The sequence below is a fragment of the Streptomyces sp. NPDC047108 genome, from assembly GCF_040643575.1.
Taxonomy (GTDB): Bacteria; Actinomycetota; Actinomycetes; order Streptomycetales; family Streptomycetaceae; genus Streptomyces.
The window spans coordinates 90,132-116,716 of record NZ_JBEYUP010000003.1 but is presented as its reverse complement, the minus strand read 5'-3'; the positions used below and the strand labels follow the sequence as shown (position 1 = coordinate 116,716).

The 26,585-nt window shown below is 73.7% G+C and carries 26 protein-coding genes and 1 tRNA gene; 7 read left to right on the top strand and 20 right to left on the bottom strand.

The features are described from left to right. The first annotated feature begins 67 nt into the window (after positions 1–67). Positions 68–367, top strand: coding sequence for a hypothetical protein (locus ABZ822_RS08815; RefSeq protein ID WP_360849139.1), 300 nt, complete (start codon positions 68–70; stop codon positions 365–367). A gap of 11 nt (positions 368–378) precedes the next feature. Here ABZ822_RS08815 and ABZ822_RS08810 read toward each other — a convergent pair whose 3' ends face one another. The 3 genes from ABZ822_RS08810 to ABZ822_RS08800 all read right to left on the bottom strand — a co-directional run bounded on the left by ABZ822_RS08810 (position 379) and on the right by ABZ822_RS08800 (position 3,712). Further along, positions 379–1,098: an RDD family protein gene (locus ABZ822_RS08810; protein ID WP_360849136.1), complete on the bottom strand. Its 720-nt coding sequence runs from the start codon at positions 1,096–1,098 to the stop codon at positions 379–381. Between the two features lie 66 nt (positions 1,099–1,164). After that, positions 1,165–2,973 (bottom strand): RDD family protein, encoded by a 1,809-nt coding sequence (locus ABZ822_RS08805; protein WP_360849133.1) that lies wholly within the window; start codon positions 2,971–2,973, stop codon positions 1,165–1,167. A gap of 334 nt (positions 2,974–3,307) precedes the next feature. After that, positions 3,308–3,712 carry a DoxX family protein gene (locus tag ABZ822_RS08800; RefSeq protein WP_360849130.1) on the bottom strand — a complete coding sequence of 135 codons (405 nt, stop codon included), beginning with the start codon at positions 3,710–3,712 and terminating at the stop codon, positions 3,308–3,310. Positions 3,713–3,897: 185 nt separating this feature from the next. Between ABZ822_RS08800 and ABZ822_RS08795 the strand changes: the two genes are divergently transcribed. Continuing rightward, on the top strand, positions 3,898–4,272 hold the full coding sequence (locus ABZ822_RS08795) for an STAS domain-containing protein (protein ID WP_360849127.1): 375 nt from the start codon (positions 3,898–3,900) through the stop codon (positions 4,270–4,272). Here the strand turns inward: ABZ822_RS08795 and ABZ822_RS08790 are convergent. The 7 genes from ABZ822_RS08790 to hppD all read right to left on the bottom strand — a co-directional run bounded on the left by ABZ822_RS08790 (position 4,210) and on the right by hppD (position 12,215). After that, a complete protein-coding gene (locus ABZ822_RS08790; RefSeq protein ID WP_360849124.1) occupies positions 4,210–5,214 on the bottom strand; it encodes a sigma-70 family RNA polymerase sigma factor in 1,005 nt (334 codons plus the stop codon). The two genes, ABZ822_RS08795 and ABZ822_RS08790, sit on opposite strands and share 63 nt — an antisense overlap. 194 nt (positions 5,215–5,408) lie before the next feature. Then, positions 5,409–6,776 carry an FAD-linked oxidase C-terminal domain-containing protein gene (locus ABZ822_RS08785; protein WP_360849121.1) on the bottom strand — a complete coding sequence of 456 codons (1,368 nt, stop codon included), beginning with the start codon at positions 6,774–6,776 and terminating at the stop codon, positions 5,409–5,411. Positions 6,777–6,860: 84 nt separating this feature from the next. Further along, positions 6,861–7,952, bottom strand: coding sequence for a teichoic acid biosynthesis protein C (locus tag ABZ822_RS08780; RefSeq protein WP_360849118.1), 1,092 nt, complete (start codon positions 7,950–7,952; stop codon positions 6,861–6,863). Between the two features lie 10 nt (positions 7,953–7,962). Further along, positions 7,963–8,124, bottom strand: a complete 162-nt coding sequence (locus tag ABZ822_RS08775) for a hypothetical protein (RefSeq protein ID WP_360849115.1) — start codon at positions 8,122–8,124, stop codon at positions 7,963–7,965. A 57-nt stretch (positions 8,125–8,181) separates the two neighbouring features. Beyond that, entirely contained in the window at positions 8,182–9,687 is a 1,506-nt protein-coding gene (locus tag ABZ822_RS08770) for a WS/DGAT domain-containing protein (protein WP_360849112.1), read from the bottom strand. Next, positions 9,662–10,906 carry a glycosyltransferase gene (locus ABZ822_RS08765; RefSeq protein ID WP_360849109.1) on the bottom strand — a complete coding sequence of 415 codons (1,245 nt, stop codon included), beginning with the start codon at positions 10,904–10,906 and terminating at the stop codon, positions 9,662–9,664. The genes ABZ822_RS08770 and ABZ822_RS08765 overlap by 26 nt, the downstream gene beginning before the upstream one ends. A gap of 163 nt (positions 10,907–11,069) precedes the next feature. Continuing rightward, entirely contained in the window at positions 11,070–12,215 is a 1,146-nt protein-coding gene (gene hppD / locus ABZ822_RS08760) for a 4-hydroxyphenylpyruvate dioxygenase (protein WP_360849106.1), read from the bottom strand. A gap of 123 nt (positions 12,216–12,338) precedes the next feature. On the opposite strand from hppD, the gene ABZ822_RS08755 reads away from it, so the two are divergent. Continuing rightward, positions 12,339–12,899, top strand: a complete 561-nt coding sequence (locus tag ABZ822_RS08755; RefSeq protein ID WP_360849103.1) for an Lrp/AsnC family transcriptional regulator — start codon at positions 12,339–12,341, stop codon at positions 12,897–12,899. Here ABZ822_RS08755 and ABZ822_RS08750 read toward each other — a convergent pair. Continuing rightward, on the bottom strand, positions 12,821–13,642 hold the full coding sequence (locus tag ABZ822_RS08750) for a winged helix-turn-helix domain-containing protein (RefSeq protein ID WP_360849100.1): 822 nt from the start codon (positions 13,640–13,642) through the stop codon (positions 12,821–12,823). The genes ABZ822_RS08755 and ABZ822_RS08750 overlap by 79 nt on opposite strands. Before the next feature lie 58 nt (positions 13,643–13,700). On the opposite strand from ABZ822_RS08750, the gene ABZ822_RS08745 reads away from it, so the two are divergent. After that, the gene (locus ABZ822_RS08745; protein WP_360849097.1) at positions 13,701–14,138 is read left to right on the top strand and encodes a GNAT family N-acetyltransferase; all 438 of its coding nucleotides are present in this window, start codon (positions 13,701–13,703) and stop codon (positions 14,136–14,138) included. Between the two features lie 21 nt (positions 14,139–14,159). Here ABZ822_RS08745 and ABZ822_RS08740 read toward each other — a convergent pair whose 3' ends face one another. The 3 genes from ABZ822_RS08740 to ABZ822_RS08730 form a co-directional block, all read right to left on the bottom strand. Continuing rightward, positions 14,160–14,711 (bottom strand): GNAT family N-acetyltransferase, encoded by a 552-nt coding sequence (locus ABZ822_RS08740; RefSeq protein ID WP_360849094.1) that lies wholly within the window; start codon positions 14,709–14,711, stop codon positions 14,160–14,162. Between the two features lie 108 nt (positions 14,712–14,819). Further along, positions 14,820–15,662 carry a S16 family serine protease gene (locus tag ABZ822_RS08735; protein WP_360849091.1) on the bottom strand — a complete coding sequence of 281 codons (843 nt, stop codon included), beginning with the start codon at positions 15,660–15,662 and terminating at the stop codon, positions 14,820–14,822. A 23-nt stretch (positions 15,663–15,685) separates the two neighbouring features. Next, on the bottom strand, positions 15,686–16,327 hold the full coding sequence (locus ABZ822_RS08730) for a helix-turn-helix domain-containing protein (protein ID WP_360849088.1): 642 nt from the start codon (positions 16,325–16,327) through the stop codon (positions 15,686–15,688). 336 nt (positions 16,328–16,663) lie between these two features. Here ABZ822_RS08730 and ABZ822_RS08725 point away from each other — a divergent pair, with 336 nt between their 5' ends. Next, the gene (locus ABZ822_RS08725) at positions 16,664–17,470 is read left to right on the top strand and encodes an alpha/beta hydrolase (RefSeq protein WP_360849085.1); all 807 of its coding nucleotides are present in this window, start codon (positions 16,664–16,666) and stop codon (positions 17,468–17,470) included. Continuing rightward, complete coding sequence (locus ABZ822_RS08720) at positions 17,467–18,711, top strand: SpoIIE family protein phosphatase (protein ID WP_360849082.1); 1,245 nt, start codon at positions 17,467–17,469, stop codon at positions 18,709–18,711. The genes ABZ822_RS08725 and ABZ822_RS08720 overlap by 4 nt, the downstream gene beginning before the upstream one ends. A gap of 48 nt (positions 18,712–18,759) precedes the next feature. On the opposite strand, the gene ABZ822_RS08715 is transcribed toward ABZ822_RS08720, so the two are convergent. The 5 genes from ABZ822_RS08715 to ABZ822_RS08695 all read right to left on the bottom strand — a co-directional run bounded on the left by ABZ822_RS08715 (position 18,760) and on the right by ABZ822_RS08695 (position 25,187). Beyond that, positions 18,760–20,544: a DEAD/DEAH box helicase gene (locus ABZ822_RS08715; protein ID WP_360849079.1), complete on the bottom strand. Its 1,785-nt coding sequence runs from the start codon at positions 20,542–20,544 to the stop codon at positions 18,760–18,762. Positions 20,545–20,679: 135 nt separating this feature from the next. After that, positions 20,680–22,221, bottom strand: coding sequence for an MFS transporter (locus tag ABZ822_RS08710; protein WP_360849076.1), 1,542 nt, complete (start codon positions 22,219–22,221; stop codon positions 20,680–20,682). 263 nt (positions 22,222–22,484) lie between these two features. Further along, complete coding sequence (locus ABZ822_RS08705; protein WP_360849073.1) at positions 22,485–23,567, bottom strand: putative sulfate exporter family transporter; 1,083 nt, start codon at positions 23,565–23,567, stop codon at positions 22,485–22,487. Next, a complete protein-coding gene (locus tag ABZ822_RS08700) occupies positions 23,567–24,160 on the bottom strand; it encodes a cysteine dioxygenase family protein (RefSeq protein WP_360849070.1) in 594 nt (197 codons plus the stop codon). Before ABZ822_RS08700 ends, ABZ822_RS08705 begins: the two co-directional genes overlap by 1 nt. Positions 24,161–24,281: 121 nt before the next feature. Continuing rightward, complete coding sequence (locus ABZ822_RS08695) at positions 24,282–25,187, bottom strand: LysR substrate-binding domain-containing protein (protein WP_360849067.1); 906 nt, start codon at positions 25,185–25,187, stop codon at positions 24,282–24,284. A gap of 249 nt (positions 25,188–25,436) precedes the next feature. Between ABZ822_RS08695 and ABZ822_RS08690 the strand changes: the two genes are divergently transcribed. Beyond that, positions 25,437–25,508: transfer RNA gene (locus ABZ822_RS08690), tRNA-Cys, on the top strand. A 36-nt stretch (positions 25,509–25,544) separates the two neighbouring features. Here the strand turns inward: ABZ822_RS08690 and ABZ822_RS08685 are convergent. Then, on the bottom strand, positions 25,545–26,444 hold the full coding sequence (locus tag ABZ822_RS08685) for a hypothetical protein (protein WP_360849064.1): 900 nt from the start codon (positions 26,442–26,444) through the stop codon (positions 25,545–25,547). Positions 26,445–26,585: the final 141 nt, after the last annotated feature.

The following is a 26,585-nucleotide window of genomic DNA, read 5'->3' as shown; positions in this document are numbered from 1 at the left end:
TACCGCCGGTTAGCCTCGGGCAGACAGCACTCATACCCCTGCATCAGCCCCGAGGACGGAACCCGCCATGCCGCGTCCGACCGCCGCACAGCTCGCCTACGGTTCGGCCACCGTCGTCTTCTCGACCCTGGCCATGCTCCTGCTCTCCCAGACCCGTTCGGGGTTCGGAGTGACGGTGATCGCCTGTACGGGACTGGCCCTCGGACTCCTCGTCGCGCTGACCGTGCCCGCTCCACGCACCGGCACCACGCGTTCCCGCCGCGAGCCCGCCGGGCAGCGAAGTGAGCGGCTCGGCTCCTCGGTTCCCCGGGCGCGCACCCGTTCCGGCTCGGGCGCCCGCGTCGAGGAGCACTCGCTGCACCGCTGACCTCCCGTCCGCTACTGCACTTCCACGACGACGGTCTTGGCGGCCTTGTCGTGCACGCACTGGTGGTACGGCCGGTCCCAGGTGCACCACAACACGTTGACCAGCCAGAAGATCAAGCCGCAGCACGGCACGATCTGCGGCACGGTGTAGACGCAGGCGCGGACCCAGCCCGGTGAACCCCGGGGGATCGAGCCGTCCTGCAGCATGGCGACCCGGATGTTCATCAGCTTCTTGCCGACGGTCTGCCCGTAGGTGGACAGCATCAGCCCCTCGTAGATGAGGTAGGCCAGCAGGCACACGCCCTGGACCGCGGCCTGCCGGCCCGAGTCGTCGGCGTCCGTGGGGTCGTACCCGCCCACGCTGAAGTACATGATGAGCCCGACCGGGACGAAGATGATCAGGGCGTCGATGATGCGGGCCACCAGACGCTTGCCTCGGTTCGCCAGCGGCGGCATCCCGGCGAGCGGATCGGCGCCGTACGGTGAACCGCCGTACGGCTGCTGACCGTACGGTCCGCCCGCGCCGGGAGGCGGCGGCGGCGCGCTCCACTGTCCCTGTCCCGGACCCTGGCCCGGAGGCGGCGGGGCGCCCTCGCCGGGCGGGGGCGGCGGCGCCTTGTCGTAGGGCGATCCCCCTCCGGCACCGGATCCGGGGCCGTCCTGCGGGCGCTTGCGGAACGGGTCCTCCTCCGGCGGTTCGCCGGATCCCGGTGGCGGCTGATCGGTGCTCATGCGCACCAGTCGACCTCTGCCGGACCGCGAGCGCAGCCCGGCAGGAGCCGTTCGGGCGACCGTCGCTCAGCCGGCCGCGGCGCTTCCGCCCGTGCTCGCCACGAAGCTGCCGGCCGCCTTGTCGTGCCAGCACTGGCGCCACGGCCGGTCGAACAGGCACCACAGCACGTTGAGGATCCCGACCCCGAGCAGCCCGAGGACGCTGTAGAGCAGCCAGCGGCGCAGGGCGGCCCCGAAGCCGAGAGGCTCGTGCGACTCGATACCCATCACCCTGACACCGCACAGGCGCTTGCCCAGCGTGCGGCCCCACTTGGCCATGGGCAGCACCTCGTACAGCACTCCGCCGAGGAGCAGGACGCCGAGGACGATGCCGAGATGGACGGCCGTGGTGCCGTCGATCAGCCAGACCGTGACGGTCTCGCCGCTCAGCTTCGCCTGCTCGATCTTGTCGTCGATGTGGCCGGCCGCCTGCGTCCACAGCGGTACGGCGGCGGCCGCGACGGCACCGCCCAGCAGCAGCGTGTCGATCAGCCGGGCGGCGAGCCGGCGGCCGAGCCCGGCCGGACGGGCGGACGCCTGGGCCCGCGCCGCCTGCTGGAACGGGTCGTCGACCGGGGGCCGCCAGGGGATGACGGGCTCGGACCGGCCGTCCTCGGGCTGCGCGAGCCGGTGCGCCTGCTGGGGCCACGAGGCCTGGCCGCCGCCGGGGCCCTGGGTGACGGGGCCGGCGGGGCGGGGCGAAGTGGGCTGCGGGGCCTGGGCGTTGGGGGTCGCGGCAGCGGATGCGGCCGCCGCGGGACCGGGCGCCTGGGCGTCGGCCGCCGGTGCGTTCGGGCCGGGCGCCTGGGCCTGCGCCGGGCCGTGAGCGGACTGCGCCGGGCCGGGCTGGGCCGGGATGCCGCCGCCGGGGGTGCCGGTCCGCCGGGCACGGCGGATGGCCATCGTGCCGTCCGTCCGCTCCCCGTCCGCCGGGGACCCCGCGGAGGGGCCGGGCGTCGCGCGGATCGTCATCGTCCCGTCCTGCGGTGCCTGCACCGGGTCCGACTGCCCTCCGCTCCCGGACCGCCCGGGGGCCGAGCCGCCGTCCCGCGCCGGGGGAACCGAGGGCGTCCTCGGGCCGGCACCGGGCCGTACGGCGCGGATCGCCATCGTGCCGTCGGCCCCGGCCTCGCCGCTCGCCGGGTCCGTATCGGCCGGTGCGGAGGCGCCTGAGCCGGTGCGCAGGGTGAGGGTTCCGTCGCGGCGGGGGCGGTCGCCCTCGGCGCCGGGGCCGCGGTCGCTTTCGCGGTCGCGTTCGACGGAGGACGAGCCGGCACCGAGGTCCACGGTGCCCTGCGCGCCGCCCTCGCCGGACGCCGCACCGCCGTCCGTACGCGCGTCACCGGTACGCGGGTCACCGCCCGCGCGCGGGTCGCCCTCAGGCCGGTCCGCGCCCCAGGAGATACGGCCCTGCTCGCCGAAACCGGCCTGGCGGGAGGCGTCCGCGCCCCAGGCGGAGGCGGGTTCGGGGCGCGAGCCGTGAAGGCGCTGGGGGTCGCTCCAGTCGATGCCCTCGGCGGACCGCACGTCCATCTCGCCGCGCGGCCTCAACTCGGGGAGCGCGGGGCCCGGTCCGGCCTGGGGCGCCCCGCCGTCGTCACCCTCGTCGAGGAACACCGGCCCCGCCTCCTCCCGTGCCGGCTCCGGCGCCGGGGACGCGGGCGGTGCCCCGCCGGGCGCGCCGGGCATGGCCTCCCCGTCGGCCGGGGCCGGCCGGCTCGTCCCCGGAACCCATGCGGCACCGTTCCAGTACCGGATGTAGCCGGGAATGGACGGGTCGGGGTAGAAGCCGGGGGCGGGGCTGCCGCCGGCGGAACCTGAGGTAGGGGCGCTCATTGACCGTGTCCCGTCGTATCTGCTCTGCCGTGCTGTGCGGTTGGGCAGGAGCAGTCTGCCGCACACGCACGGTGGGGTGTACTGGGCTCCGCGACCGCCCGCGTTCCTGCGGACGCGGGCCGGAGCGCACCGTCCACACATACCAGACCCCCGAGGGGGCCCGGATTCGTCGTGCGGGCCGGTCTCCTTCCGCCTACCCCCGCGCTCCCGGCCCGAACGGCCCGGCCTGTCACGCGCGCGGCAGGACACCGAGCGGTCACGCCCGGCCGCCGGGCGGGAGCCTCGACTCCCGCCCGGGACAAGGGGGTTCGCCGCGCCGCGATCGTGCCGCGCCCTACGCCCGGCCCACGACGCGCCGCAGCAGTTCCGCGGTGCGCTCCCGCCGCACCCAGGCGATGACGGCGACCGGAACCGCCGCGACCACCGGGACGAGGACGCCTTCACCGTCGAGGACGGCGATGTGCGTGATCGCCGCGCCCGCCATCAGGCCGACGAAGGCGAGCGCGGCCAGACCCGTCAATGCGGGGATCAGCAGGGCGACGGCGCCCGCCAACTCCAGCCCGCCGACGAGGTACAGGAACCCGTCGCCGAAGCCGATCTTGTCGAAGGTCTCCTTCACCGGGTCCTGCCCCATGAGCTTGGGGACGGCGCTGAGGGCGAAGAAGAGGGCGGAAACGATCTCCAGGATTCGTACGGCGATGTGCGTACGCCGCGGTGTCGTCGCTGTCGCATCGGTCATCGTGGGCTCCTCCGGTGGCGTTCACGTTCCGGTGTGCTGGTGAGGAGTTGGACGGCGCGTCGGCACGGAATTCATCGGTGCGGTATCCCGGGCGTCCCCGTGTCCCGCTTCCGCGGGCCGGGCGGCGATGAGTTTAGTGACGCCGCCCGGTCTCCACTAGGGAAGACCACGACGGGAGGCGGGCTTTGGCCGGTCCTGATGACAAGCCGACGGTACGTACGATCGTCCTGGCCCTTGACGGTCCGATCACGGCCGCTCACGTGCCCTGGCTCTGCGAACGTCTGGGAGTGCTCCTGCGCGGCAGTGACGCCGAGACGGTGACCCTGGACGTGGGTCCGCTCGTCGCCCCGGACACGCTCGCACTGGAGACCCTGGCACGGCTGCAGCTCACCGCACGGCGCCTGGGCCGCCGGATCCGGATCCGTCACGCCGGTGACGAACTGCGGTGCCTGCTTGCCGCCTCCGGCCTGGACGGGGTGCTGCCCGTGTGCCCGGGCTTACGGGTCGAGCCGGGGCGGCAGACCGAAGAGCGGGAACAGGCGGGCGGTGTCCAGGAATGAGTTCAGCGCGGCGATGCGGCCGTCGGAGACCTCGATCACCTGCAGGGCCCACGGCTCGTGGCCGCCGCTCACCGCGTCCGGACGGTACTGGCCGAAGGCCGGTGAGCCGTTCGCGGTGACCGCGACCAGCCGCGATCCGCGGCAGCCGTGGCCGGGGCCGGTGAGCCACTCCAGGATGTCGGGGTGGCCGCGCAGCCACAGCTCGTAGGGGGGCATGGACAGCGTGGCGTCCTCGTGGAGAAGCGAGGTCAGCGAGTCGAGGTCGTAGCGCTCGAACGCGTCGACGTAGCGGGCGAGCAGCGCCTGCTGTTCCTCGTCCATCGGCCTGGCCGTGTCCGTGGAGGTGATGTCGCTGGAGGCGATCGTGGCGCGCGCCCGCTGCAGGGCGCTGTTGACGGACGCGACGGTGGTGTCCAGCAGTTCGGCGACCTCGCCGGCCTTCCAGGCCAGTACCTCGCGCAGGATCAGGACGGCCCGCTGCCGGGGCGCCAGGTGCTGCAGCGCGGCGATGAACGCCAGCCGCACCGACTCCCGGGCGACGGCCACCTCGGCCGGGTCCCCGTCCGTCGGCAGCATGCGGCTGTCGGGCATCGGCTCGATCCAGGTGACCTCCGGCAGCGCCGGGCCCAGCGGGGACGCGGCCGTCTGCGGGGAGGAGAGGTCCATGGGGCGGGTGCGCCGCTCCTTGCCGCCGAGGATGTCCAGGCAGACGTTGGTCGCGATGCGGTAGAGCCACGAGCGGAGGGCGGACCGGCCCTCGAAGCGGTCGTACGCCTTCCAGGCCCGCACCATCGTCTCCTGCACGGCGTCCTCGGCCTCGAAGGCCGAGCCGAGCATGCGATAGCAGTAGCCGGTCAGTTCCGTCCGGTGCTGCTCCAGGCGGAGCTCCACGGGATCGGAACCGCTCGTCGCGGTGTCGTGTGCGGATACGGCTTCACTCATACGAGGGCCCCTGTCGACCTCCGGCCGCGGCCCCGATCGGGCGCACCGGCCTTTTCAACCGCCTCACTGCGCACCCTATCCAGACGAAGTGCACCCCTCCACCCGGATGCACGACAAGACGCCCAGGAACGGAGGGGACGGCATCCGCGCGGCCCCGTGACGAGGGGGGGTACGGGTGAGGAGAGGGCGCGGAGCTAGAAGATCTTGCCGGGGTTGAGCAGGTTCAGCGGGTCGAAGGTCTGCTTGATGCCCCGGTGCAGCTCCAGCCCCACCGGCCCCAGCTCCCGCGCCAGCCACTCCTTCTTCAGCACGCCCACGCCGTGCTCCCCGGTGATCGTGCCGCCGAGGTCCAGCCCGAGCGCCATGATCCGGTCGAACGACGCGCGGGCGCGGCGCGACTCGTCCGGGTCGGCGGCGTCGAAGCAGACGACCGGGTGGGTGTTGCCGTCGCCCGCGTGCGCGCACATGCCGACGGTCAGGCCGTACTCCTCGCCGATGGCGGCCGTGCCCTCGAGCATCTCCGCGAGCCTCGAGCGGGGCACGCACACGTCGTCGATCATCGTGGCGGTGCTGACCTGCTCCAGCGCGGTGAGGGCGAGCCTGCGGGCCTTGAGCAGCATCTCGGACTCGGCGGCGTCCTCGGCGGGGACGACCTCGGTGGCGCCGGCCGCCGCGCACAGTTCTCCGACCGCCGCCAGGTCCGCCGCCGGGTCCGGGGTGTCGAACGCGGCGAGCAGCAGTGCCTCGGTGGACTCCGGCAGGCCCATGGAGGCCATGGCGTTGACGGCGCGCAGCGTGGTGCGGTCCATCAGTTCGAGCAGCGAGGGCGCGTGGCCGCGCGCCATGATCTCGCAGATCGCCTCGCACGCGGCGGCCGCGGACGGGAACTCGGCGGCGAGGACGAGCTGCTGCGGCGGCGCGGGCTTGAGGGCGAGCACGGCGCGGACGACGATGCCGAGGCTGCCCTCGGAGCCGACGAACAGGCGCGTCAGGTCGTACCCGGCGACGCCCTTGGCGGTGCGGCGTCCGGTGGTCAGCATCCGCCCGTCGGCGAGGACGACGTCGAGCCCGAGCACGTACTCGGCCGTCACCCCGTACTTGACGCAGCACAGGCCGCCCGACGCGGTGCCGATGTTGCCGCCGATCGTGCACTGCTCCCAGCTGCTGGGGTCCGGCGGGTAGTAGAGCCCCTGCTCCGCGACGGCGCGGGAGAGGACGGCGTTGACGACGCCCGGCTCGACGACCGCGATCCGGTCCACCGGGCTGATCTCCAGGATCCGGTCCATCTTGACGAGCGAGAGCACGATGCAGCCGTCCGAGGCGTTCGCGGCGCCGGACAGGCCCGTCCGCGCACCCTGGGGCACCACCGGGACGCGGAGTTCGGTGGCGGTGCGCATGACGTGCTGGACCTGCTCGACGGTGCGCGGCAGGACGACGGCGGCCGGGGCGCCCGCGTCGCAGAAGCTCGCCATGTCGTTGGCGTAGGAACCGGTGACGTCGGGGTCGGTCAGAACGGCCTCGTCCGGGAGCCCGTCGCGCAGTCGCTCGATGAGGTCAGCCATGTTCCCAGCCTCGCACCGGCGGGCCCCGCTGGGAAGATCGACAGGCGAGGCCCGCGGCAGCCCGGCGGCGCCCGCCCCACCGGGCTACTCGATGGAGTAGAGGGAGAGTTTGCGTCCGCCGACCGGCCCCGAGGCGTAGCCCATGTACAGCCGGGGCCCTTCGCCCCGCAGGACGGACAGGCCCTCGGGCTCGCGCAGGTTGAGCGCGTACACGGTGTCGGAGAGCACCTGCTGGACGACCTCTCCGGTGCGGACGTCGATGCAGAACAGCTGGGTGTCGCCGCGGTCCGGGGGCGGGACGTCGGGGTCGTGGGTGTGGCCGAGCATCTGGTACGCGTAGTCGCCGTGGAGCGTCATGCCCTGGAAGGGCAGGGCGAGTTCCGTGCCCGGCTGGGCGAAGTCGGCCTGCCGCACGAAGCGTCCGGCGACGAAGGCGTCCAGGTCGTACAGGGCGTAGCGGCGCAGCCCGGGGAGCCCGTAGCGCAGCAGCAGCCGGCGGCCGTCCTGGTCGAGCGCCGCCGCGTTGTTGGTGGTCCCCGGGAGGGGCCAGTAGGCGGTGACGGACGGGTCGCCGCTGTGGAGCACGGTGTCCGCGGCGTACGGGAAGCGGCCGACCGCCCGGCCGTAGCCGGATTCGGGGTTGACGTCGCACTCGGTCCACAGCATGACGGGGGCGGCGCCGGCGGGTGCGTCCTCGACGGCCATCACGGTGCCGTGGCCGAAGCCCTTGAGGTACATGCGGTCGAGCAGGGTGCCGTCCCAGGTGAGCCGGTTCATGCACAGGTCACCGGCGAGCGACCGTTCGGCGTGGGTGTACGCGCGGGATTCGCCCGGCAGTTGGACGTTGCCCGAGATCACCTGCACCGCGTAGATGTGGCGGTTGCTCTCGTCGAACGCGAAGGACTGCATGACGGTCGTGTGGTGCAGGGGCTGCTCGGCGATCCGGCGGGTGGACGGGAGGCTCAGGTCGAACGGACCGTCGGCGGTGGGCGCTTGCGGGCTCCGAGGGGCCGCGCCCAGGGTGTTCCGCGGCCCGGCGGCGGCCCGCGGAGCCGTCGCCAGGGAGGCGGCCATCGCGCCGCCGAGGCCGAGCAGTGAACGGCGGCTCGGTGCCGCCGGTGACCGCCGGCCGCCGTCCCGTTCCCCCGCTCCCCCGGATTCCCCACGTCGTCGCATTTGAGCACTATCAGGTCTGCGCCGTCGCGCGGGCCCGTGCGGCATCCCGTGAGCAGGCGAAGTTCATCCGGACGAAGGGGGCGTTCCTCCGTACGGGCCGTACGGGCGGTACGGGCGGTACGGGCCGTACGGGCGGTACGGGCGGTACGGGCGGTACGGGCACTACGGGCACTACGGGCGCGCCCTGGCCGGGGATCCGTACGCGGCCGGGCTCAGCGTTACCGGCGGCCTACGGGGACGCGGCCCGCAGGGCGAGGACCGCGTCCCGCACCCCGTCGGCGAGCGACGCCCCGAGGGGGGCGTGCGCCGCGTCGGTGAGGGCGGCGACGACCGCGGTCGCGCCGTGCGTGGTCAGCGAGAGGGCGAGCGGATGCGCGGGGCTGAGGGCCGGTACGAGGGCCAGCCGGTCCAGCGTGGCATCGCCGAGGGACAGGGCGGCGGCTCCGCTGCGCACGTTGGTGCAGAGCAGCGAGGAGTGGCGCGGGGAGTCGGCGTACCGGGCGAACGCGTCGCGTACGGCGCCGCGGCGGCGCGGGCTCCGGCTCACCATCAGGGCCTGGGCGGCGCCGAGGCGGTGGCGCGTGGCCCGGCGCGAGGAAGCGTCGACGGCGGCGAGGCGGTCCGGCGGTGCGAGGGCCGGAGCCGTGGGGAGCGGGAGGCGGACGGTCGCGTAGTGGTTGCCCAGGAACGCCTCGTCCAGCGGCGAGCGGAGGTCGACCGGGACCATCGCATGGACACCGGGCCGTCCGGGGCGGGAACCGAGTGCCCCGGTGGCGCCGAGGGCGGCGGCGACGGCCGCGAGGAACACGGAGTTGACGGAGGCGGGCTCGCCGGGCAGGGCCCGCCGGGCGGCGCGCAGCGCGGCGACGGGCACCTCGCTCCGGGCCAGGGCGCGGCCCTCGTCCACCGGTGTGTGGAAGGGCAGCCGGCGTCCGGTGGGCAGCAGCCGGGCCGCGGCGCGGAGTTGGGCGGGGAGGGGGGCGGGCGGAAGGGCGAGGGGCTCGGCGAGGTGTGCGGCGGCCGGCGGCAGGGGGTACGAGCCGGGGCCGTCGAGGAGGATGCGGAACAGGGTGATCAGGGCCTTGCCGTCGAGCAGGGCGTGGTGGGCGCGCAGCAGCAGCGCGAACCCGTCGGCGGCGGGGAGGAGATGGAGCCGCCAGGGCGGTACGGGGGCGGTGCCCGCGGCGCCGTCGCCGGCCCCTTCGGTCCGGTGGCTGCCGTCGCGGCTGAGGCCGTTGCCGCTGAGGCTGTTGCCCGCACCGCCCGTGCCGCCGTCGTCGCTGTCGAGCGGCTGGGCGAGCAGCGTGGCCGCCAGGGCGTCCGCCCGGTCGGCCACGGGTGCGGGCACGGGCACGGGCTGCGCGGGGAGGCGGCCGGGCGCGCGGCCGGTGTGGTCGACCACATGGACGCCGGGGTCGGGCGCCTTCCGGGTGGACGTCCAGTGGGGCCAAGGGTGTTCGAGGGGCACCGCGCGCAACCGCGGCAGTCCGCACCAGCGCTCGCGTACACGGTCCCGCAGCGCGCCGAGGGCGGGCGGCGGACCCTGGAACCGGGCGAGCATCCCGAAGGTCATGCAGATCGCGCCGTCGGCCTGGTGGCGGTACAGCCAGGCGTCGACGGGCGGCATGGGCCCGCCGGGAAGGTCCTCGTCCGGCTCCGGCGGCCGCCACGGCGCACCCGGCGTCGCCGGGCGGGCCGCGGCCGGGCGCTCAGCCGAGCCGGGCCGCGATCGCACGCGCCACCTGGCCGCTGCCGTCCTCGCGTCCGATCCGCTCCGCCAGATCGGTGGCCCGCTGCCGGTATCCGGGATCGTCCGTCACCCGCCGCAGCGCGGCCGCCAGCCGCTCCGCGGAGAGCCGCGCGTGCGGCAGCACCCCGGGGCTCACGCCGAGCCGGACGAGGCGGGAGGACCACCAGGGCTGGTCGGTCATGACCGGTACGGGGACGGCCGGGACACCGGCCCGCAGCCCGGCGGCCGTCGTCCCTGCCCCCGCGTGGTGCACGACGGCCGCCATCCGCGGGAACAGCCAGGCGTGGGGCATGCCGCCGACCGTGACGATGTCGTCGCCGGCCACGGAGAGCCCGGCCCGGCCCGACTGGACCACACCGCGCAGCCCCGCCCGCCGCAGCGCCCGTACGGCGATGTCGCCCAGCTCCTCCGCAGGGCGCGGCATCATGCTGCCGAAGCCGACGCACACCGGGGCGGGACCGGCGTCCAGGAAGTCGGTCAGCTCGGCCGGCGGGGTCCACTCCGGGCACACGTGGGGCCACCAGTAACCGGTGACGTACAGGCCGGGCCGCCAGTCCGGCGGGCGCGGTACGACGGCGGGGCTGAAGCCGTGCCAGACGGGCCACTGGATGCCGTGGCGGCGCCGCCGGAGCCGGGCGGTGGAGCGGCGGGGCAGCCCGAGACGGGCGTGGACCCGGCGGTTCGCCGCGCCGTACAGGGTGTCGAAGCCCAGGTTGACGGCCCGCCCCAGGACGCGGTTGGCGCGCGCCTCCGGTCGCAGGTGCATCACACAGGGCGGGAAGGCCGTGGTGGGCTCCTCCGGCTGGAGGTAGACCCCGGCGCTGGGGATGCGGTGGTACTCGGCGACGACGTTGCCGATCGGCGCGGCGAGGGTGGAGAGCAGGATCAGGTCCGCCTTGTCGTCCACCGCCTCGATGACCGCGTCGACGAGACCGGTGACGGCGCTCCGCGAGGCGTGCCCCATCGCGTACAGGCCCCGCAGTGAGCCGGGCGACGGGCCCAACCCCGCGTAGACGGCGAGGAGTTGCTCGAAGGGGTCGGTGGCCAGGGCGCGGGTGGGGAGTCCGCAGCAGCCGGCCGCCTCGGTGTACCGGGCGTGGGTGACGAGCTCGACGCGGTGGCCCTCGGCGAGCAGGCGGTGACCGAGACCGGTGTAGGGGGCCACCGAGCCGTAGGTGCCCGCGGTGATGATCTGGATCCGCATACCGGGCCAACGACCCCGTACCGGACGGGACACGATCGGTACGGCCCCACGGGTGTCAGGTCCCGTGGGGCTGTACCGCCGGTGGTGTTCCGACGCGGCGCCGGGAAACAGGACGCCCGGCCCCGGGAGACCGGGGCCGGGAGACCTGGGCCGCGCGCTCGGATCAGAGGTTGCCGCGCCGCTCCTGCTCGCGCTCGATCGCCTCGAAGAGCGCCTTGAAGTTGCCCTTGCCGAAGCCCATCGAGCCGTGACGCTCGATCATCTCGAAGAAGACCGTCGGACGGTCCTGGACCGGCTTGGTGAAGATCTGCAGCAGATAGCCGTCCTCGTCGCGGTCGGCCAGGATCTTCAGCTCGCGCAGCTCGTCGATCGGCACCCGGGTGTCGCCGACCCACTCGCCGAGGGTGTCGTAGTACGAGTCCGGGACGTTCAGGAACTGCACGCCGGCGGCGCGCATCGCGCGGACGGTGGAGACGATGTCGTTGGTGGCGAGGGCGATGTGCTGCACGCCCGGCCCGCCGTAGAACTCCAGGTACTCGTCGATCTGCGACTTCTTCTTCGCGATCGCGGGCTCGTTGATCGGGAACTTCACCTTCTTGGTGCCGTCGGCGACGACCTTCGACATCAGCGCCGAGTACTCGGTCGCGATGTCGTCGCCCACGAACTCCTTCATGTTGGTGAAGCCCATGACCTTGTTGTAGAAGGCCACCCACTCGTCCATCTTCCCGAGCTCGACATTGCCCACGCAGTGGTCGATCGCCTGGAAGGTGCGCTTCTCGCGCGGGGCCACGATCGGGGCGGCGGCCTGGAAGCCGGGCAGGTACGGGCCGTCGTAGCGGGAGCGCTCGACGAGGGTGTGCCGGGTCTGCCCGTACGTGGCGATGGCGGCCAGCACGACCGTGCCGTGCTCGTCGCTCACCTCGTGCGGCTCCTCCAGGCCGGTGGCGCCGTGGTCGACGGCGTACGCGTAGGCGGCGCGGACGTCCGGGACCTCGATGGCCAGGTCGACGACGCCGTCGCCGTGCTCGGCCACATGGCCGGCGAGGAAGCGGCCGCGCTCGCTCACGGGCTTGACGACGGAGGTCAGGACGAAGCGCGCGGAGCCGGACTCCAGCACGTAACTCGCCGTCTCCCGGCTGCCGTTCTCGGGCCCGGAGTAGGCGACGACCTGCATGCCGAACGCGGTGGAGTAGTAGTGGGCGGCCTGCTTGGCGTTGCCGACCGCGAAGACGACCGCGTCCATCCCCTTGACCGGGAAGGGGTCGGCCTGCCGTGCGGTGTCCGGGGTGTGGTGGATGGTCTCAGTCATGAATCAAGGCTCCCCCTGGCCCACAAGGTGCGCAATAGTTGTGGAAAACGCTGCGCATCTTGCACAGCAATCACGGGGACAGGCGGGTCGTTCTGTACATGATGACCATCGGGAGGCGGGAGCATGGGCATCGACGGGCTGGACGGGCGGCTGATCGAGCTGCTGGCGCGCGAACCGCGCATCGGCGTCCTGGAGGCCTCACGGCGTCTGGGCGTCGCGCGCGGCACGGTGCAGGCGCGGCTGGACCGGCTCCAGGGGGGCGGGGTCATCCGCGGCTTCGGACCGGACGTCGATCCGGCGGCGATCGGCTACCCGGTGACGGCGTTCGCGACGCTGGAGATCAAGCAGGGCCAGGGCGCGGACGTCCGCGCGCATCTGGCGGGCGTGCCGGAGGTGCTGGAGCTGCACACCACGACCGGTCACGGCGACATGCTGTGCCGTCTGGTGGCGCGCTCGAACGCCGATCTGCAGCGGGTCATCGACCGGGTCGTGGGGTTCGAGGGCATCATGCGGGCCTCGACGGCGATCGTGATGGAGAACCCGGTGCCGCTGCGGATCATCCCGCTGGTCCGGCAGGCGTCACAGCAGGACGAGGACGGCTCGGCTCAGGCAGGGGGCTCGGGCGGGGGCCGGCCGGCACCGTCGGGCACGGGCGGCCCCTCGTCGGCGGGCGGCGCGGGATGACGCGCCGTGGTCCCGGCCGTCGGGATCCGGTCCGCCGGGACGCGGAGATCCCGTACGAGGACCGCGCGGCCGACCTCCGTCAGCGCGAGGGCCCGTCCCGTGCCGATCCTGGTGACCCAGCCCGCGGCCAGCGCGCGGGAACAGAGCGCGGCCCCCACGGCACCGCCCAGGTGCGGGCGCCGTTCGGTCCAGTCGAGGCACGCTCGCACCGCGGGCCGGCGTGACGCGGCGGGCCAGGTGACGCCGAGGGCGCCGAGCACGGCCCGCCCCTCCGCGGTGAGTTCGGGCCGCGGGTCCCATACGAGGAGACCTCCGGCGAGCATCGCGTCGGTGACGGCCGTGCCGAGGGCTCCCGCGAGGTGGTCGTAGCAGAGCCGGGCGCGGGCCAGGGCCCGGTTCCGGCTCGCGGCGCCGAGCGACCGGACCTCGGGCGGCCGGTGGGGGGCGAACTCGGCGAGCGCTTCGATGAGCGCCGCCACCCGCGGACCGGCCAGGCGCACATAGCGGTGGCGGCCGTGCCGCTCGTCGGCCAGGATGCCGCCGCCCACCAGGAGGTTGAGGTGTCCGGTGGCCGTGGAGGGCGCGACGCCCGCATGCCGCGCCAGCTCCCGCGCGGTCCAGGCCCGGCCGTCGAGCAGGGCCAGGCACATCGTGGTCCGGGTGGGGTCGGACAGCAGCCGCGCGACCGTGGCGAGGCCGACGCCGACGTCCCGCTCCCCGCCGTCAGGCACGGAGCCCGCCATGATGCCCTCCGCACCGTTCGGCACCCGCCGAACCGTGCCGGCCGTACGCTCCCCGCCCATGAACACCACCCACGGCCCGCTGGAGCTGCACCTCACCGACGCGCCCGACCCCCGCGAGGTGGCCGCCGTCTCGGACGATCTGGACCGCTTCAACACCGACGTGACCGGCATCGCGGACCGGCGGCCCCTGGCCGTCCTCGTGCGCGAGCCCGGCACCGGCCGGGTGCTCGGCGGCCTGACCGGCCGGACCTCGCTGGGGCTGCTCTTCGTCGACCTGCTCCACCTTCCCCCGCAGCTGCGCGGGAAGGGACTGGGCAGCGCCGTCCTGCGCCGGGCCGAGGACGAGGGACGGGCCCGCGGGTGCGAGGCCGCCGTCCTCTACACCATCAGCTTCCAGGCTCCCGGGTTCTACGAACGGCACGGCTGGCGGCGGCTGGGAGAGGTCGCGTGCCGGCCCGCCGGAGCCAGCCGCGTCTTCATGGCCAAGGAGCTCTGATCCGCTCGGCATCGTCCGGACCTATCCGGGACAGGCGGCGGACACGTCGCAGTCGTGCGCGACGACCGGCGGCCCGGACCCCACCCTGACATCAGCGGCACGGGCGAAGAGAGCACCCGAACCGGCGCCGGGGACGTGCGTGACGCCGCGAGGCTCGAAGCCGAGGTTCCGGTAGTAGGCGTGCAGGCGCCGGTTGGTCTTCCAGACGTCGATCCGGAGCCAGAACCTCCCCTCCTTCCGGGCCTGCTCCCCGGCCCAGTCGAGTATCGAGACACCCAGCCCCGTGCCCCGCGGGACGACGACCAGCCGGTGCACGAACAGGGCGTCGGTGCAGTCGGCCGGCCAGAACGGCACCCCGCCCCGGTTCAGCGTCACGGTCGCGACGTCACGGGTGCCGTCATGGACGAGGAACGTCTCCTCGCTGTGGATGCTGGGAAGGAGCTGCTCGTCCGGCATCGGGAGGTCCCACTGCCCCACCCCATGGGAGCGCAGCCGCCGTTCGGAGACCGCGAGGAGCTCCCGTACGGTTTCCAGCTCGCTCTCCCGCGCCGTTCTGATGGTGAAGGTGGCCATCGGGACTCCCGTCGGTGTGAGGACCCGCGGATCGCAGGGAACGATCGCCGGTCCCGCGACCGTAGGGCACGGGTCTGACACCAGCGGGGGACGTGCCCCCCGCCGGTGTCAGCAACGGGGTACGCGGCCGCCGTTGTCCAGGGCCTTCAGGGCGTTCACCGCGCCCTCGAGCGTGGTGACGGGGACCAGCCTGAGGCCGTCGGGCAGCTCCGCCTTTGCGTCGTCGCACTCGGCCTCCGGGACCAGGAAGACGCTCGCCCCGTCCCGCTTGGCCGCCTGGGTCTTCAGCGGTACGCCGCCGACCGCGCCGACCTTCCCGTCCGGTGTGATCGTGCCGGTGCCCGCGACCGTACGGCCGCCGGTCAGATCCCCGCCAGAGCCGTCGCCGTCGAGCTTGTCGACGATGCCGAGGGAGAACAGCAGCCCGGCGCTCGGCCCGCCGACGTCGGCCAGGCGCAGCGTGACCTTCACGTCGTCGGGCGAGCGGTGCAGATAGCCCAGGGCGGCCGAGGTGGCCGTGGACTGCGACTTACGGAATTCCTTGGCGTTGTACCGCTCGATCTCCTTGGTGGTGTCCCCCACCGGGTAGACCGCCTCGCGGGGCAGCACGGCACGGTCGGTGGAGAACCAGCCGTCCACGACGTCGGCGAAGCGTACGTCCGCGTCCGGTCCCGTCGCCGCGATCGTCGTCATCCGGAGCTGCCCGGTCGTACGGCGGGTCTCCGTGCCGGAGACGCTGATGACGGCCTTGCCGTCATGGGACCCCAGCACATCGGCGGTCATGCCGGGCTGGGCGACCGAGAACGGCAGCGGGGCGAGGAGCGCCACGGCGAACAGGGAGACGACAGGTACGGCGCACAGCGCCAGGACGCGCGTGCGGCGGGAGGACAACCTCCGCGCCGGGCGTGGGGCATCCCCACCGCCGGCAGCGGGGGACGAGACGGATGGCATGGAAGTGAATCTAGTGGACCGGCCTACCGCAGTGCGTCGGAGACCTCCATGGCCGCCTCCACGACGCGCGGGCCGACCCGCTCCGGTACCGATTCGGCGAGCATGACGACCCCGACGCTGCCCTCGACGCCGGTCACTCCGCGCAGCGCCGCCGCGGCGCCGCAGGCGCCCGCCTCCAGCTCGCCGTGGGTGAGGGCGAAGCCCGGGTCGTCCTCGGTACGGCGGCGGGCGGCCAGGATCGCGCGGCCCGCGGCGCCCCGGTCCAGGGCGTGACGGAAACCGGTCCTGTAGGCCACGTGGTAGTCGGTCCAGGTCGGCTCGACCACGGCCACGGCCAGCGCCTCCGAGCCGTCGACGAGCGTGAGGTGCGCGGTGGCGCCCAGGTCCTCGGCGAGTGAGCGCAGCGCGGGCAGCGCGGCCTCGCGGACGAGCGGGTGCACCTGGCGGCCCAGTTGCAGCACGCCGAGCCCGACGCGTGCACGGCCGCCGAGGTCACGGCGTACGAGTGCGTGCTGCTCCAGGGTGGCGAGCAACCGGTAGACCACGGTCCGGTTGACGCCGAGCTTGTTGGCGAGCTCGGTCACCGTCAGCCCGTGGTCGGTGTCGGCGAGCAGCTTGAGGACCTTCAGCCCTCGGTCGAGCGTTTGAGACGTCTCGGCGGTCACGACGCCCCTCCTCGTCTGTTTGACGGGCGGCTGTCCGCGGGGGTGCGCTGCCGGTCCCGGCGGCAGCGCACGGAGAAGCCGCCGGTCGCATGAATCCGGCTGCGCTCCGCGGCCGATCTGCCACGGGGCGTGTGTGTGGGGTAACGGGGAGGCTAGCGAGCCGGTCCGCTCAGCGGAAGACTTCGTCCAGAATCCGGGCAGCACAGGGATGGTTTATCCGCATTGCATGGACTCCGCGCACGTGGTTCGCCCAGCGGACGATCATGGCCGCGGAATGCCCGGGAACCGTGTCCGCCACAGGTCGCACGGCCCGGCGGCCGGTGCAAGGATGTTCGCATGGACGTCCGCACCAGGAACCATGTGACGGTCACCGGACGCCGTGACGGACCCACGGTGATGCTGGCCCATGGGTTCGGATGCGACCAAAACCTCTGGCACCTGGTGACACCCGAGGTCGCGGCCGTGAGCCGCGTCGTGATGTTCGACTACGTGGGGTCGGGCAGGTCGGACCCCACGGCGTGGAGCGAGGAGCGGTACTCGACGCTCGACGGCTACGCCGACGACGTCCTCGAGATCTGCCGCGAACTGGACCTGCACGACGTGGTCTTCGTCGGTCACTCGGTGAGCGCCATCATCGGCGTGCTGGCCGTGGTACGCGAACCCGAACGGTTCTCCAAGCTGCTCCTCCTGGTGCCCTCCCCGCGCTACATCGACGACGAGGAGTACCGCGGCGGCTTCACCCGCGCGGACATCGACGAGCTGCTGGAGTCGCTGGACAGCAACTACCTGGGCTGGTCGACGTCCATGGTTCCGGTGATCATGAACAACCCGGACCGGCCCGATCTGGGCTCCGAGCTGATCGACAGCCTGGCCCGCGTGGACCCGAGGAAGGCGGCCGTCTTCGCCCGCGCGACCTTTCTCTCCGACAACCGCTCCGACCTGGGGAAGGTCACCGTCCCCACGCTCATCGTCGAGAGCGCCATCGACGTCATCGCCCCGCGGGAGGTCGGGGCGTTCGTCCACGCGTCCATCCCGGGCAGCCGCCTGGTGACCCTGGACTCCATGGGGCACTGCCCCCAGCTCAGCGACCCTGAGCAGACCGCCGAGGCGATCACTTCCTTCGTCACCGAGTCGGGCGGATGACTCACCCTGATGATCAACTCCCCGAACCGGAGAGCGCCGCGAAGGGCGCGGAGAGCGGGCCGGAGCTCGGCCGCCGCCCCGACCTGCAGGAGGACCCCGCCGAGGAGCTGTACGAGTACGCACCCTGCGGCTTCCTCTCCACCGACCGGGACTGGCGGATCGTCAAGGTCAACGCGACGCTGCTGAACTGGCTCGGCTACGACCGGGCCGAACTGGTGCACCGCCGCCGCTTCCCCGACCTCCTGACCGTCGGCGGCAAGCTCTACCACGAGACCCACTACGCGCCCCTGCTGCGCCTGCAGGGCCGCATCAGCGGAGTGGCCCTGGAATTGCGGCGGGCCGACGGCACCCGCCTGCCGGTGCTGGCGACCTCCGTGCTCAAGACCGACGCCGAAGGCCGCCCCCTGCTCGTCCGCACGACCCTGTTCGAAGCCCTCGACCGCCGCGGCTACGAACAGGAGTTGCTGCGCGCCCGTCACGAGGCCGAGCAGGAACGCGAGCGCCTCGTCCGCCTGGTCTCCACCCTGCAGAGCAGCCTGCTGCCCCCGGCCCTTCCCCCTGTCCCGGGCCTGGAGTCCGCCACCCACTACCGCAACGCCTCCACCGACCAGGTCGGCGGCGACTTCTACGACCTCTTCCCGCTGAGCAGCGGCAGATGGGGATTCTTCCTCGGCGACGTCTCCGGCAAGGGCCCCTCGGCGGCGACCCTGACCTCCCTGATCCGCTACACCCTGCGGGCAGCCGCCGTCTACGCCCCCGGCGGGGTCAGCGTGCTCGACCACCTCAACACCGTCCTCCACCGGGAGGACCCGGGCGACGACAGCGCCCGGCACTGCACCGTGATCTACGGTGAACTCACCCGGGACGGCCCGGGGTTCCGCGTCGATCTCGCCAGCGGCGGGCATCCGCCCGCCCTGCTGCTCCGCGCCGACGGCACGGCCGCCTATCAGTTCACCCACGGCGGCATGCTGGTCGGCGCCCTTCCGGCCGCCGAATTCTCCACCGCGCACCTGCGCCTCGCACCCGGCGACTGCCTGCTGCTGTACACGGACGGGCTGACCGAGGCCCGTACCGACCAGCGCGGGGGACGCTACGGCGACGAGGCGCTGCTGTCGTTCGGCGCCGGCCTGGCGCCCGCCTGCGCATCGGACGCGATCGCCGCGGTCTCCGACCTGCTCACCGGCTTCGGGAGCGGGCTGCAGGACGACTCGGCGGTGCTGGCGCTCAGCGTCCCGCCGTGACCGTCCGACCGCGAGGCACCCCGCGGCCGAACTCCCCGCCGCCCCGCGTCACTTCATACGGGTCGCCCACTCCTGGACCTTGGCGATCCGCTGCCGGAGCTGGCCCGCGGTCGCCTCCGCGCTGGGCGGGCCGCCGCAGACGCGGCGCAGCTCGGTGTGGATCACGCCGTGCGGCTTGCCGCTCTGGTGCACGTACGCGCCCACCAGGGAGTTGAGCTGCTTGCGCAGCTCCAGCAGCTCCTTGTGCGTGACCACCGGCCGCCGCTCCGCGGGCAGTTCGAGCAGGTCCGCCTCCGTGTCCGGCTTCTTGCGGCTGTGCGCGATCTGCCGGGCCTGGCGTTTCTGCAGCAGCATCTGCACCTGGTCGGGTTCGAGCAGGCCCGGGATGCCGAGGTAGTCCTGCTCCTCCTCGCTGCCGGGGTGGGCCTGCATCCCGAACTCGGCGCCGTCGTACAGGACCCGGTCGAAGACCGCGTCCGACTCCAGCGCCTCGAAGGGCAGGGCGTCCTGCTCGCCGGTGTCCTCGTCCTGCTGCTTCTCGGCCTCGGCCAGCTCCTTCTCGGACTCCGCGTACGGGTCCTCCTCCCCGTCCTTCTTCGGCTTGTCGAGGACGTGGTCGCGCTCGACCTCCATCTCGTTCGCGAAGCCGAGCAGCATCGGGATGGTGGGCAGGAAGACGGACGCCGTCTCGCCGCGCCGCCGCGACCGTACGAAACGGCCGACCGCCTGCGCGAAGAACAGCGGTGTGGAGATGGTCGTGGCGTAGACCCCGACCGCGAGGCGCGGCACGTCCACACCCTCGGACACCATCCGGACGGCCACCATCCAGCGGTCGTCGGAGTGGCTGAAGTCGTCGATGCGCTGCGAGGCGCCGCTGTCGTCGGAGAGCACCACCGTCGGCCCCGTGCCGGTGATCTCGCGGAGCAGCTTCGCGTACGCGCGGGCCGCGTCCTGGTCGGAGGCGATGACCAGGGCACCCGCGTCCGGGATCGACTTGCGCACCTCGGTGAGCCGCTGGTCGGCGGCGCGCAGCACATTGGGCATCCAGTCGCCGCGCGGGTCGAGGGCGGTGCGCCACGCCTGCGAGACGGCGTCCTTCGTCATCGGCTCGCCGAGACGGGCCTCCAGCTCGTCGCCCGCCTTGGTCCGCCAGCGCATGCTGCCGCTGTAGGAGAGGAAGATGACGGGGCGGACGACGCCGTCGCCGAGCGCGTTCCCGTAGCCGTACGTGTAGTCGGCGGCGGACCGGCGGATGCCGTCGTTGCCCTCCTCGTACGCGACGAACGGGATCGGGTTGGTGTCCGAGCGGAACGGCGTGCCCGTGAGGGCGAGACGGCGGGTCGCCGGCTCGAACGCCTCCAGGCACGCCTCGCCCCAGGACTTGGAGTCACCGGCGTGGTGGATCTCGTCGAGGATGACGAGGGTCTTGCGCTGCTCGACGCGATTGCGGTGCAGCATCGGCCGTACGCCCACGCCCGCGTAGGTGACCGCGACACCGTGGTACTCGCGGCCCAGCGGCCCCGCGCTGTACTCCGGGTCCAGCTTGATCCCTATCCGCGCCGCCGCCTCGGCCCACTGCTTCTTCAGGTGCTCGGTCGGCGCGACGACCGTCACCTGCTGCACGACGTGGTGGTGGAGCAGCCAGGAGGCAAGGGTCAGCGCGAAGGTCGTCTTGCCCGCGCCGGGGGTCGCCACCGCGAGGAAGTCCCGTGGCTGTTCCTGGATGTAGCGGTCCATGGCGCCCTGCTGCCAGGCGCGCAGCTTGCCCGCCGTGCCCCAGGGGGCGCGGCCGGGGAAGGCAGGTGAGAGGTGGTGCGAGGTGGTGGTACTCACGGTCTCCGGTCAGGGCGGTCGGGAACGGGGCCGCGTCAGCCTACCGGGGGCGGGCTTCACGCCTGCGGGGTACGCCCCGGGACCACCCGTGGGTGCGACGGACCTCACACGGCCTCGCCCCGTCGCGTACGGAGTTCACGCGGCGGACGCCTCCGCGGCGGCCGTCCGCGCCCCCGGCCGAAGCCGCGTGGTGACGAAGACCCCGACCAGCGCCGCCAGCGCCATCGCGGCGAACACGGCGGCGAACGCGACCGGCCGCCCGTCCCCCGACGCCGCCACCGCCGTCCCGCCCTCGGTGACCGAGCCGCCGCCGAGGGCCGCGAAGAGCACCCCGCTCCCGCCGACGAGGACGATGTTGCCGAGGGAGTCGGAGACCTGGAGGGCGGCGGAGTTGGTGCCCGCCTCCTCGGGGCGGGACAGCTTCAGCAGCAGCACCGTGGCACTGGCGATGGTCAGCCCCATGCCGAAGCCGCCGACCACCCACCAGGGCGCGACGATCCACGCCGGGACCCCGTCGACGAGCGCCAGCGACACCCCGCCGACGGCGACCGCCGACAGGCTCGTCCCGAGCGTCATCAGCCGCTCCCGGTACGGCTCCAGGCGCGGCCTGCTCTGCACGTACGAGCCGCAGGACCACGCCAGTCCGGCGCTGGTGAGCGAGAGCCCCGCCAGGGTCGCCGAGAGCCCGCGCTCGGTGACCAGCATCAGCGGGACGAACGCCTGCGCGCCGAAGAACGACCCGGCGGCGATCCCGCGCAGCAGCACCACGGCCGGCAGCCCGCGCCCCGCCCGGAACGTGCCAGGCGGGAGGAGGCGTACGGCGCAGGGCACCAGCAGGGCGAGCCCGGCGGCGGCCGGGAGCAGCGCGAGAAGGTCCACGTCCTGGCCCGCGTACTGCAACAGGCCCGCGCCCGCGGCGACACCGAGGGCGAGGAGGATGCGGCGGCGGTCCATCGCGGGCGTACGGGCGTCGGCCGGCAGCTTGCGCAGCGCGGGCAGCATCACGAGGAGCGGCGGGAGGACGAACACGGGGATGGCGAGGAACACCCAGCGCCAGCCGAACTGTTCGGTGACGGTACCGGCGACGAGGGGGCCGATGATCAGCGGCAGCACCCAGGCGGCGCTGAACGCCGCCATCACGGAGGGCCGCAGCCGTTCGGGATAGCCGCGGCCCACGACCACGTACAGCGCGACGATGACGAGCCCGCCGCCGGCGCCCTGGACGGCACGGCCCGCGACGAAGGCCGGCATGGCCGGTGCCGCGCCGGCTATGAGCAGGCCCGCCGTGAAGGCACCGATCCCGGCGAACAGCGGGACCAGAGGGCCGCTGCGGTCGCACCACTCGCCGGAGAGGGTCATGGCGAAGAGGCTGGCGGTGAAGAAGGCGGAGAAGGCGAACCCGTAGGACTCGACGCCGTGGAGAGCCTGTGCGGCGACGGGCATCGCGGTGCCGATCGCGCTCGCCTCGAAGGCGATGAGGGAGACGACGGAGATGATGCCGAGGGTCAGCGCGCGGAAGCGGCGGCTCAGGACACCGCCGTCGCCGTCGTCGTCCCGGGCGGCGGCTTCGCGGGCGGCGGGACCGGAGGCGGCGGCTCCAGGGGACCCGGGCCCGTCGGACAGCGGGGGGACCGGAGAGGATCCTGGGCTGGCGTCGCGCGGCTCGGGAGCGGTCATTGCGCCAGGGTAAGGGGCTTGACGCAATCTGGCACCTGTCGCGGGGCAGCGCAGGACTCCTCCCTCGGTCCTGGTCCGGGGACGGACGTGGCTGCGGTGGGGGGTGCCCGGGAGCCCCGTGGCGGCGGTGGATCCGCCGGACGTGGAGGATCACCGTGCTGAGCGCCGCGAGGCCGCGGACGCCCCCGATCTCCCGCGCCCGGACGCGCGTTCCGGGCCGGCGCCCGGGGGCGGACGGCGGCGACCACCCGCCCCCACGACGCCTACGAGCCCGTCGTCAGCAGCACCCCCGCGTACGACAGTCCGGCGATCACCACCCACGCGCCGAGCCCGAGCGCCGCGACCCGCGCGCCCGTCCGCGCCAGCGTGGGCAGGTGGACGGCGCTGCCGAGGGCGAACAGGGCGCAGGCCAGCAGCAGTTCCTGGGACACCGCGGCCGCGTCGAGCGCCGCCATCGGCAGCACGTCCGTGCTCCGCAGGGCGGCCGCCGCGAGGAAGCCGAGGACGAAGAGCGGCACGATCGGCGGCCTCCGCCGCTCCCCCGTCTCCGCCCCGCCGGCGGTACGGCGGCGGCGCCGGACGGACAGCACCATCCCCGCGACGAGCGGCGCGAGCAGCATCACCCGCATCAGCTTCACGAGCACCGCCTCGCCGAGGGCGCCCGGCCCGGCGGTCTGCGCGGCGGCCACGACCTGCCCGACGTCGTGCACCCCGGCGCCCACCCACCGCCCGAACTGCGGGTCGGTGAGCCCCAACGGGTGCTGCAGCAGCGGCAGTACGGCGATGGCGAGCGTGCCGCACAGGGTGACCAGCGCGACGGAGGTCGCCGCGTCCTCCTTGTTGCTGCCGCGCACCTCGCTCACCGCGCCGATGGCGGAGGCACCGCAGATGGCGTACCCGGTGGCGATCAGCAGCGGCTGGTCGCCCGTGAGCCCGAGGCGACGGCCGAGCCACCAGGTGGCGGGAAGGGTGACCGCGACGACGGCGAGGACCATCGCCACCGTGCCCCAGCCCAGGCCCAGCACGTCGTTCAGGCTGAGCTTCAGGCCCAGCAGGACGATGCCGAGGCGCATCAGACGCTTGGCGGCCAGGGAGAGGCCGGAGGAGGCGGCGCCGCGCACGACGGCGCGTACGCCGGGCAGATGCGCCGCGCCCACGCCGAGGACGACGGCGGCCGTCAGCATCGGTACGGCGGGCACCAGCCGGTGCACGCCCCAGGCCGCGGCGGCGCCGAGCGCGGCGAGACCGAGGCCGGCGGCGCGGCCGGGGGCCCCGCCCGCCCGCGCCGGAGCGGGGACGGCGGCCGGGGTGAGGACGGGCGGGGCGGGCGGGTGGCCGGCCGCCATCACTCGCCGTCCGGCGCGGCGTACACCCGGCGGACACTGGAGCCGAGACGGGAGACGTCCGCGCCGTAGACATGGATCGAAATGGCCTTCGTGGTACCGGCGTTGCGCACCCGGTGGATGTCGCCGGGGGGCGCGAACCCGCAGACCGCGCCCTGCGGGTTGAAGACGTCCTCGGTGGCGACCAGGTGGGCGCGGGTGCCGTCCGGCACGAGCCGGTAGCGGCGCTCGCTCTCCTCGCCCTCGTGGACGCCGGTGACGCACCACGACACGTGGTCGTGCACGGGCGTGCACTGGCCGGGCAGCCACACCAGCGCGACGACCGAGAAGCTGCCGTCGCTCTCGGAGTGCAGGATGTGCTGGCGGTAGCGGTCGGGGTAGCCCTCGCGCTGCGCATCGTTCAGCAGATCCGGTGCGCCGAGGAAGGGGACGAGCCGCTCGGCGACCAGATAGGCCGTCAGGTCCGGTGGCAGGCCGCGCCCGACGGCCTCCCGTATGCCGTCGACGAGTGCGTCGAGCCGCGGCGCCGTGCAGCCGCCGGAGGCTCCCGGCCCGGCGGCCGGAGCGGAACTGGTGGGAGTGGCAGGGGGGTTCATACGGGCAGCGTGCGGCCGCCGGATCCATCACGTCCAACGACAGTTGTTTCGTCCACCCCCAACTTCCGCTAATGGATGAGGGTCGCGGGGGTCGCGATCATGCGGCCCGGACGGCCTCCGGTCAGCAGCCGGTACGGGCCGCCGCCACGGCCTGCAGTACGTCGAGCACGAGCGCGGTGGCCGGGATCCTCAGGTGGTCCCGGTGGACGTACGCCGACACCTGCCGCCGCGTGTGCGGCTCCACGGCCCGGCCGGTGACCCTCTCGTGGCAGAGGAAGGACAGCACCAGTGCCGGCATCATGGCGACCCCCACCCCGGCCGCCACGAGGCTCTGGACGACCAGGTTGTCGTCCGTGGTGAAGGCGATGTCCGGGACGAACCCCTCCTCCGCGCACGCATGGAGGAAGTTGGCGCTGCAGCGCGGACAGCCCGCGATCCAGCGCTCGTCCCGCAGGTCCCGCAGATGGACCGACCGCCGCCGCGCCAGGTGGTGGCCGGTCGGCAGCAGCACCGTCAGCAGGTCCTCCATCAGCCGGATCTCGGCCAGCTCAGCGGGTATGTCGGCGTGCAGCCCGGGATAGGTGAAGGCCAGCGCGATGTCGCACTCGCCGCGCACGACCCGCCGCAGCGAGGCGGGCGGCTCGCCCTCCTGGAGCTCCAGATGGACCCCCGGATGCTCGGCCGACAGCCGGGCCATGGCCTCCGGGATGAGGGTGGCACTGGCACTGGGGAAGGCGCAGACCCGTACGCGGCCGGAGCGCAGCCGGGCGATGGCGCCGAGCTGGGCCCGCGCGGTGGCGAGGTTGTCGAGGATCACGTCGGCGTGCCGGGACAGCGCCTCACCCGCCTCCGTGAGCTGCATCCGGCGGCCGACACGGGTGAACAGCGGCGTGCCGACGGACCGTTCGAGCGCCTTCATCTGCTGGGTGATCGCGGGCTGGGTGTAGCCGAGAGAGCGGGCAGCCGCCGAGTACGATCCGGCGCGCACCACTTCGTGGAACGTCTTGAGATGCCGCGAGTCGAACACCCTTGCATCATAAGCAGATTTTCGGGTGGCCCAAGAATCCCTGTACCGATGCTTTTGGGTCAGCGGGGGCCGCCGGGGACGGTGTCCCTCGCGCGGGCGCCGCCTGCTGTTTCCGGCCTCGGTTCCGAGCCGGTCCTGGCGCTCGCGGCGCCGGTTCATGAACGCCGTATGGCAGTCGTATGGCAGCCCGTCCGGTTCCGTTGCCGCGCGGCACGGGCCAGGCCTACGGTCGGGAACGACGCAGCACACGGCCGTGTGCCCGAGTGGTTCAGGGGCTCGCCTGCAAAGCGAGTTACGTGGGTTCGAATCCCGCCACGGCCTCTCCGAGCGCCCCCGCGCCGGGCCGCACCTGTGCGGTCACCACGGGCTGCGGACGGTGTAGGTCGCGCCGCCCGTGGCGTTCCCGTCACGGGCGAGCGTGACGACGGCCGTCGAGCCGGAGGGTGTCAGCCGGACACTGCCCGACGCGGCCTTACGGCCGCATGCGATGCGCGTGTCGGCCTTCTTCCGACCCGCGGCGGCCGAGAGCCTGATGCTGCCGCTGCCCACGCAGGCCGCGTACACCGTGACGGGCTTCCCCTCCGTCACCGTCACCTCGGAGCCGGGGATCCCCGCCCGCAGGCTGCCCCGCGCCGACGCGATGAAGCCGTCGTCCCCCTCGCCCTCCTCGCCCCCATCGTCCGGCAGGACGGCGTGCGCCCGGTCCGCCGCGAGGAAGTCCCGTACGACGGCGGCCTCTTCCCGCAGCCCCTGGACCGCGATTCCCATGGCGCCTTTCGTGCCGTGCGCGGTGGCGGTGATCCGCACGCGAGGGTCCTGGACGGTGAAGACGAAGGGCTGCGGCCAGTACCCGTCGCCGGGGCAGCGCGTCCGCACCGTCTCCGTACGGTCTCCGGTGTCGATCGCCAGCGTCACCGCCCCGCCGCCGGTGCAGGCGGCGTCGACCTTGACGGACTGCCCGGGCTTCACCTCGGTGTCGTAGGCGCGCCGCAGGGTGCCCTGCCGTCTCGCGGCCACCGCCAGGCCGACGCGCTCCTCGTCGGCGAACGTGCCCTCGGGATCCGGGTTCCTGAGCGCGGTGTCGACGAGTTCGACCTGCCGCTCCTCGAAGGCGGTGAGCTCCCTCGGCGTCCTGCTCGCCGCGGGACCGCCGGACCCCTCCGGGCCGCCGCAGGCCGACGCGCCGAACAGCACGCCGAGAGCGACGGCTCCTGCGAGCCAGGCCTTACGGGCCCGCGAGAGCGGCCTGTGGTTCACGTTCCGGTGTCTCCTCGATCCGCCGACACCCGAGACCCTAGGCCGGTCCGACCGGTCGCTTCATGAGGCCGGGTTACTCACTTCCCACCCGGACCGCGCCTCTCGAACCCCGCTCCCACCTGCACCGTCCCGCACCGGGCG

Excerpts from the sequence above, each read along its gene's own strand:
- ABZ822_RS08750 (WP_360849100.1), bottom strand. The coding sequence starts at position 13,642 with ATGGCGGGCTCCGTGCCTGACGGCGGGGAGCGGGACGTCGGCGTCGGC.
- ABZ822_RS08815 (WP_360849139.1), top strand. The coding sequence starts at position 68 with ATGCCGCGTCCGACCGCCGCACAGCTCGCCTACGGTTCGGCCACCGTC.
- ABZ822_RS08705 (WP_360849073.1), bottom strand. The coding sequence starts at position 23,567 with ATGGCGGCCGGCCACCCGCCCGCCCCGCCCGTCCTCACCCCGGCCGCC.
- ABZ822_RS08740 (WP_360849094.1), bottom strand. The coding sequence starts at position 14,711 with ATGGCCACCTTCACCATCAGAACGGCGCGGGAGAGCGAGCTGGAAACC.
- ABZ822_RS08700 (WP_360849070.1), bottom strand. The coding sequence starts at position 24,160 with ATGAACCCCCCTGCCACTCCCACCAGTTCCGCTCCGGCCGCCGGGCCG.
- ABZ822_RS08745 (WP_360849097.1), top strand. The coding sequence starts at position 13,701 with ATGAACACCACCCACGGCCCGCTGGAGCTGCACCTCACCGACGCGCCC.
- ABZ822_RS08780 (WP_360849118.1), bottom strand. The coding sequence starts at position 7,952 with ATGCGACGACGTGGGGAATCCGGGGGAGCGGGGGAACGGGACGGCGGC.
- ABZ822_RS08725 (WP_360849085.1), top strand. The coding sequence starts at position 16,664 with ATGGACGTCCGCACCAGGAACCATGTGACGGTCACCGGACGCCGTGAC.
- ABZ822_RS08755 (WP_360849103.1), top strand. The coding sequence starts at position 12,339 with ATGGGCATCGACGGGCTGGACGGGCGGCTGATCGAGCTGCTGGCGCGC.
- ABZ822_RS08790 (WP_360849124.1), bottom strand. The coding sequence starts at position 5,214 with ATGAGTGAAGCCGTATCCGCACACGACACCGCGACGAGCGGTTCCGAT.
- ABZ822_RS08735 (WP_360849091.1), bottom strand. The coding sequence starts at position 15,662 with ATGCCATCCGTCTCGTCCCCCGCTGCCGGCGGTGGGGATGCCCCACGC.
- ABZ822_RS08805 (WP_360849133.1), bottom strand. The coding sequence starts at position 2,973 with ATGAGCGCCCCTACCTCAGGTTCCGCCGGCGGCAGCCCCGCCCCCGGC.
- ABZ822_RS08810 (WP_360849136.1), bottom strand. The coding sequence starts at position 1,098 with ATGAGCACCGATCAGCCGCCACCGGGATCCGGCGAACCGCCGGAGGAG.
- hppD (WP_360849106.1), bottom strand. The coding sequence starts at position 12,215 with ATGACTGAGACCATCCACCACACCCCGGACACCGCACGGCAGGCCGAC.
- ABZ822_RS08800 (WP_360849130.1), bottom strand. The coding sequence starts at position 3,712 with ATGACCGATGCGACAGCGACGACACCGCGGCGTACGCACATCGCCGTA.
- ABZ822_RS08710 (WP_360849076.1), bottom strand. The coding sequence starts at position 22,221 with ATGACCGCTCCCGAGCCGCGCGACGCCAGCCCAGGATCCTCTCCGGTC.
- ABZ822_RS08720 (WP_360849082.1), top strand. The coding sequence starts at position 17,467 with ATGACTCACCCTGATGATCAACTCCCCGAACCGGAGAGCGCCGCGAAG.
- ABZ822_RS08785 (WP_360849121.1), bottom strand. The coding sequence starts at position 6,776 with ATGGCTGACCTCATCGAGCGACTGCGCGACGGGCTCCCGGACGAGGCC.
- ABZ822_RS08765 (WP_360849109.1), bottom strand. The coding sequence starts at position 10,906 with ATGCGGATCCAGATCATCACCGCGGGCACCTACGGCTCGGTGGCCCCC.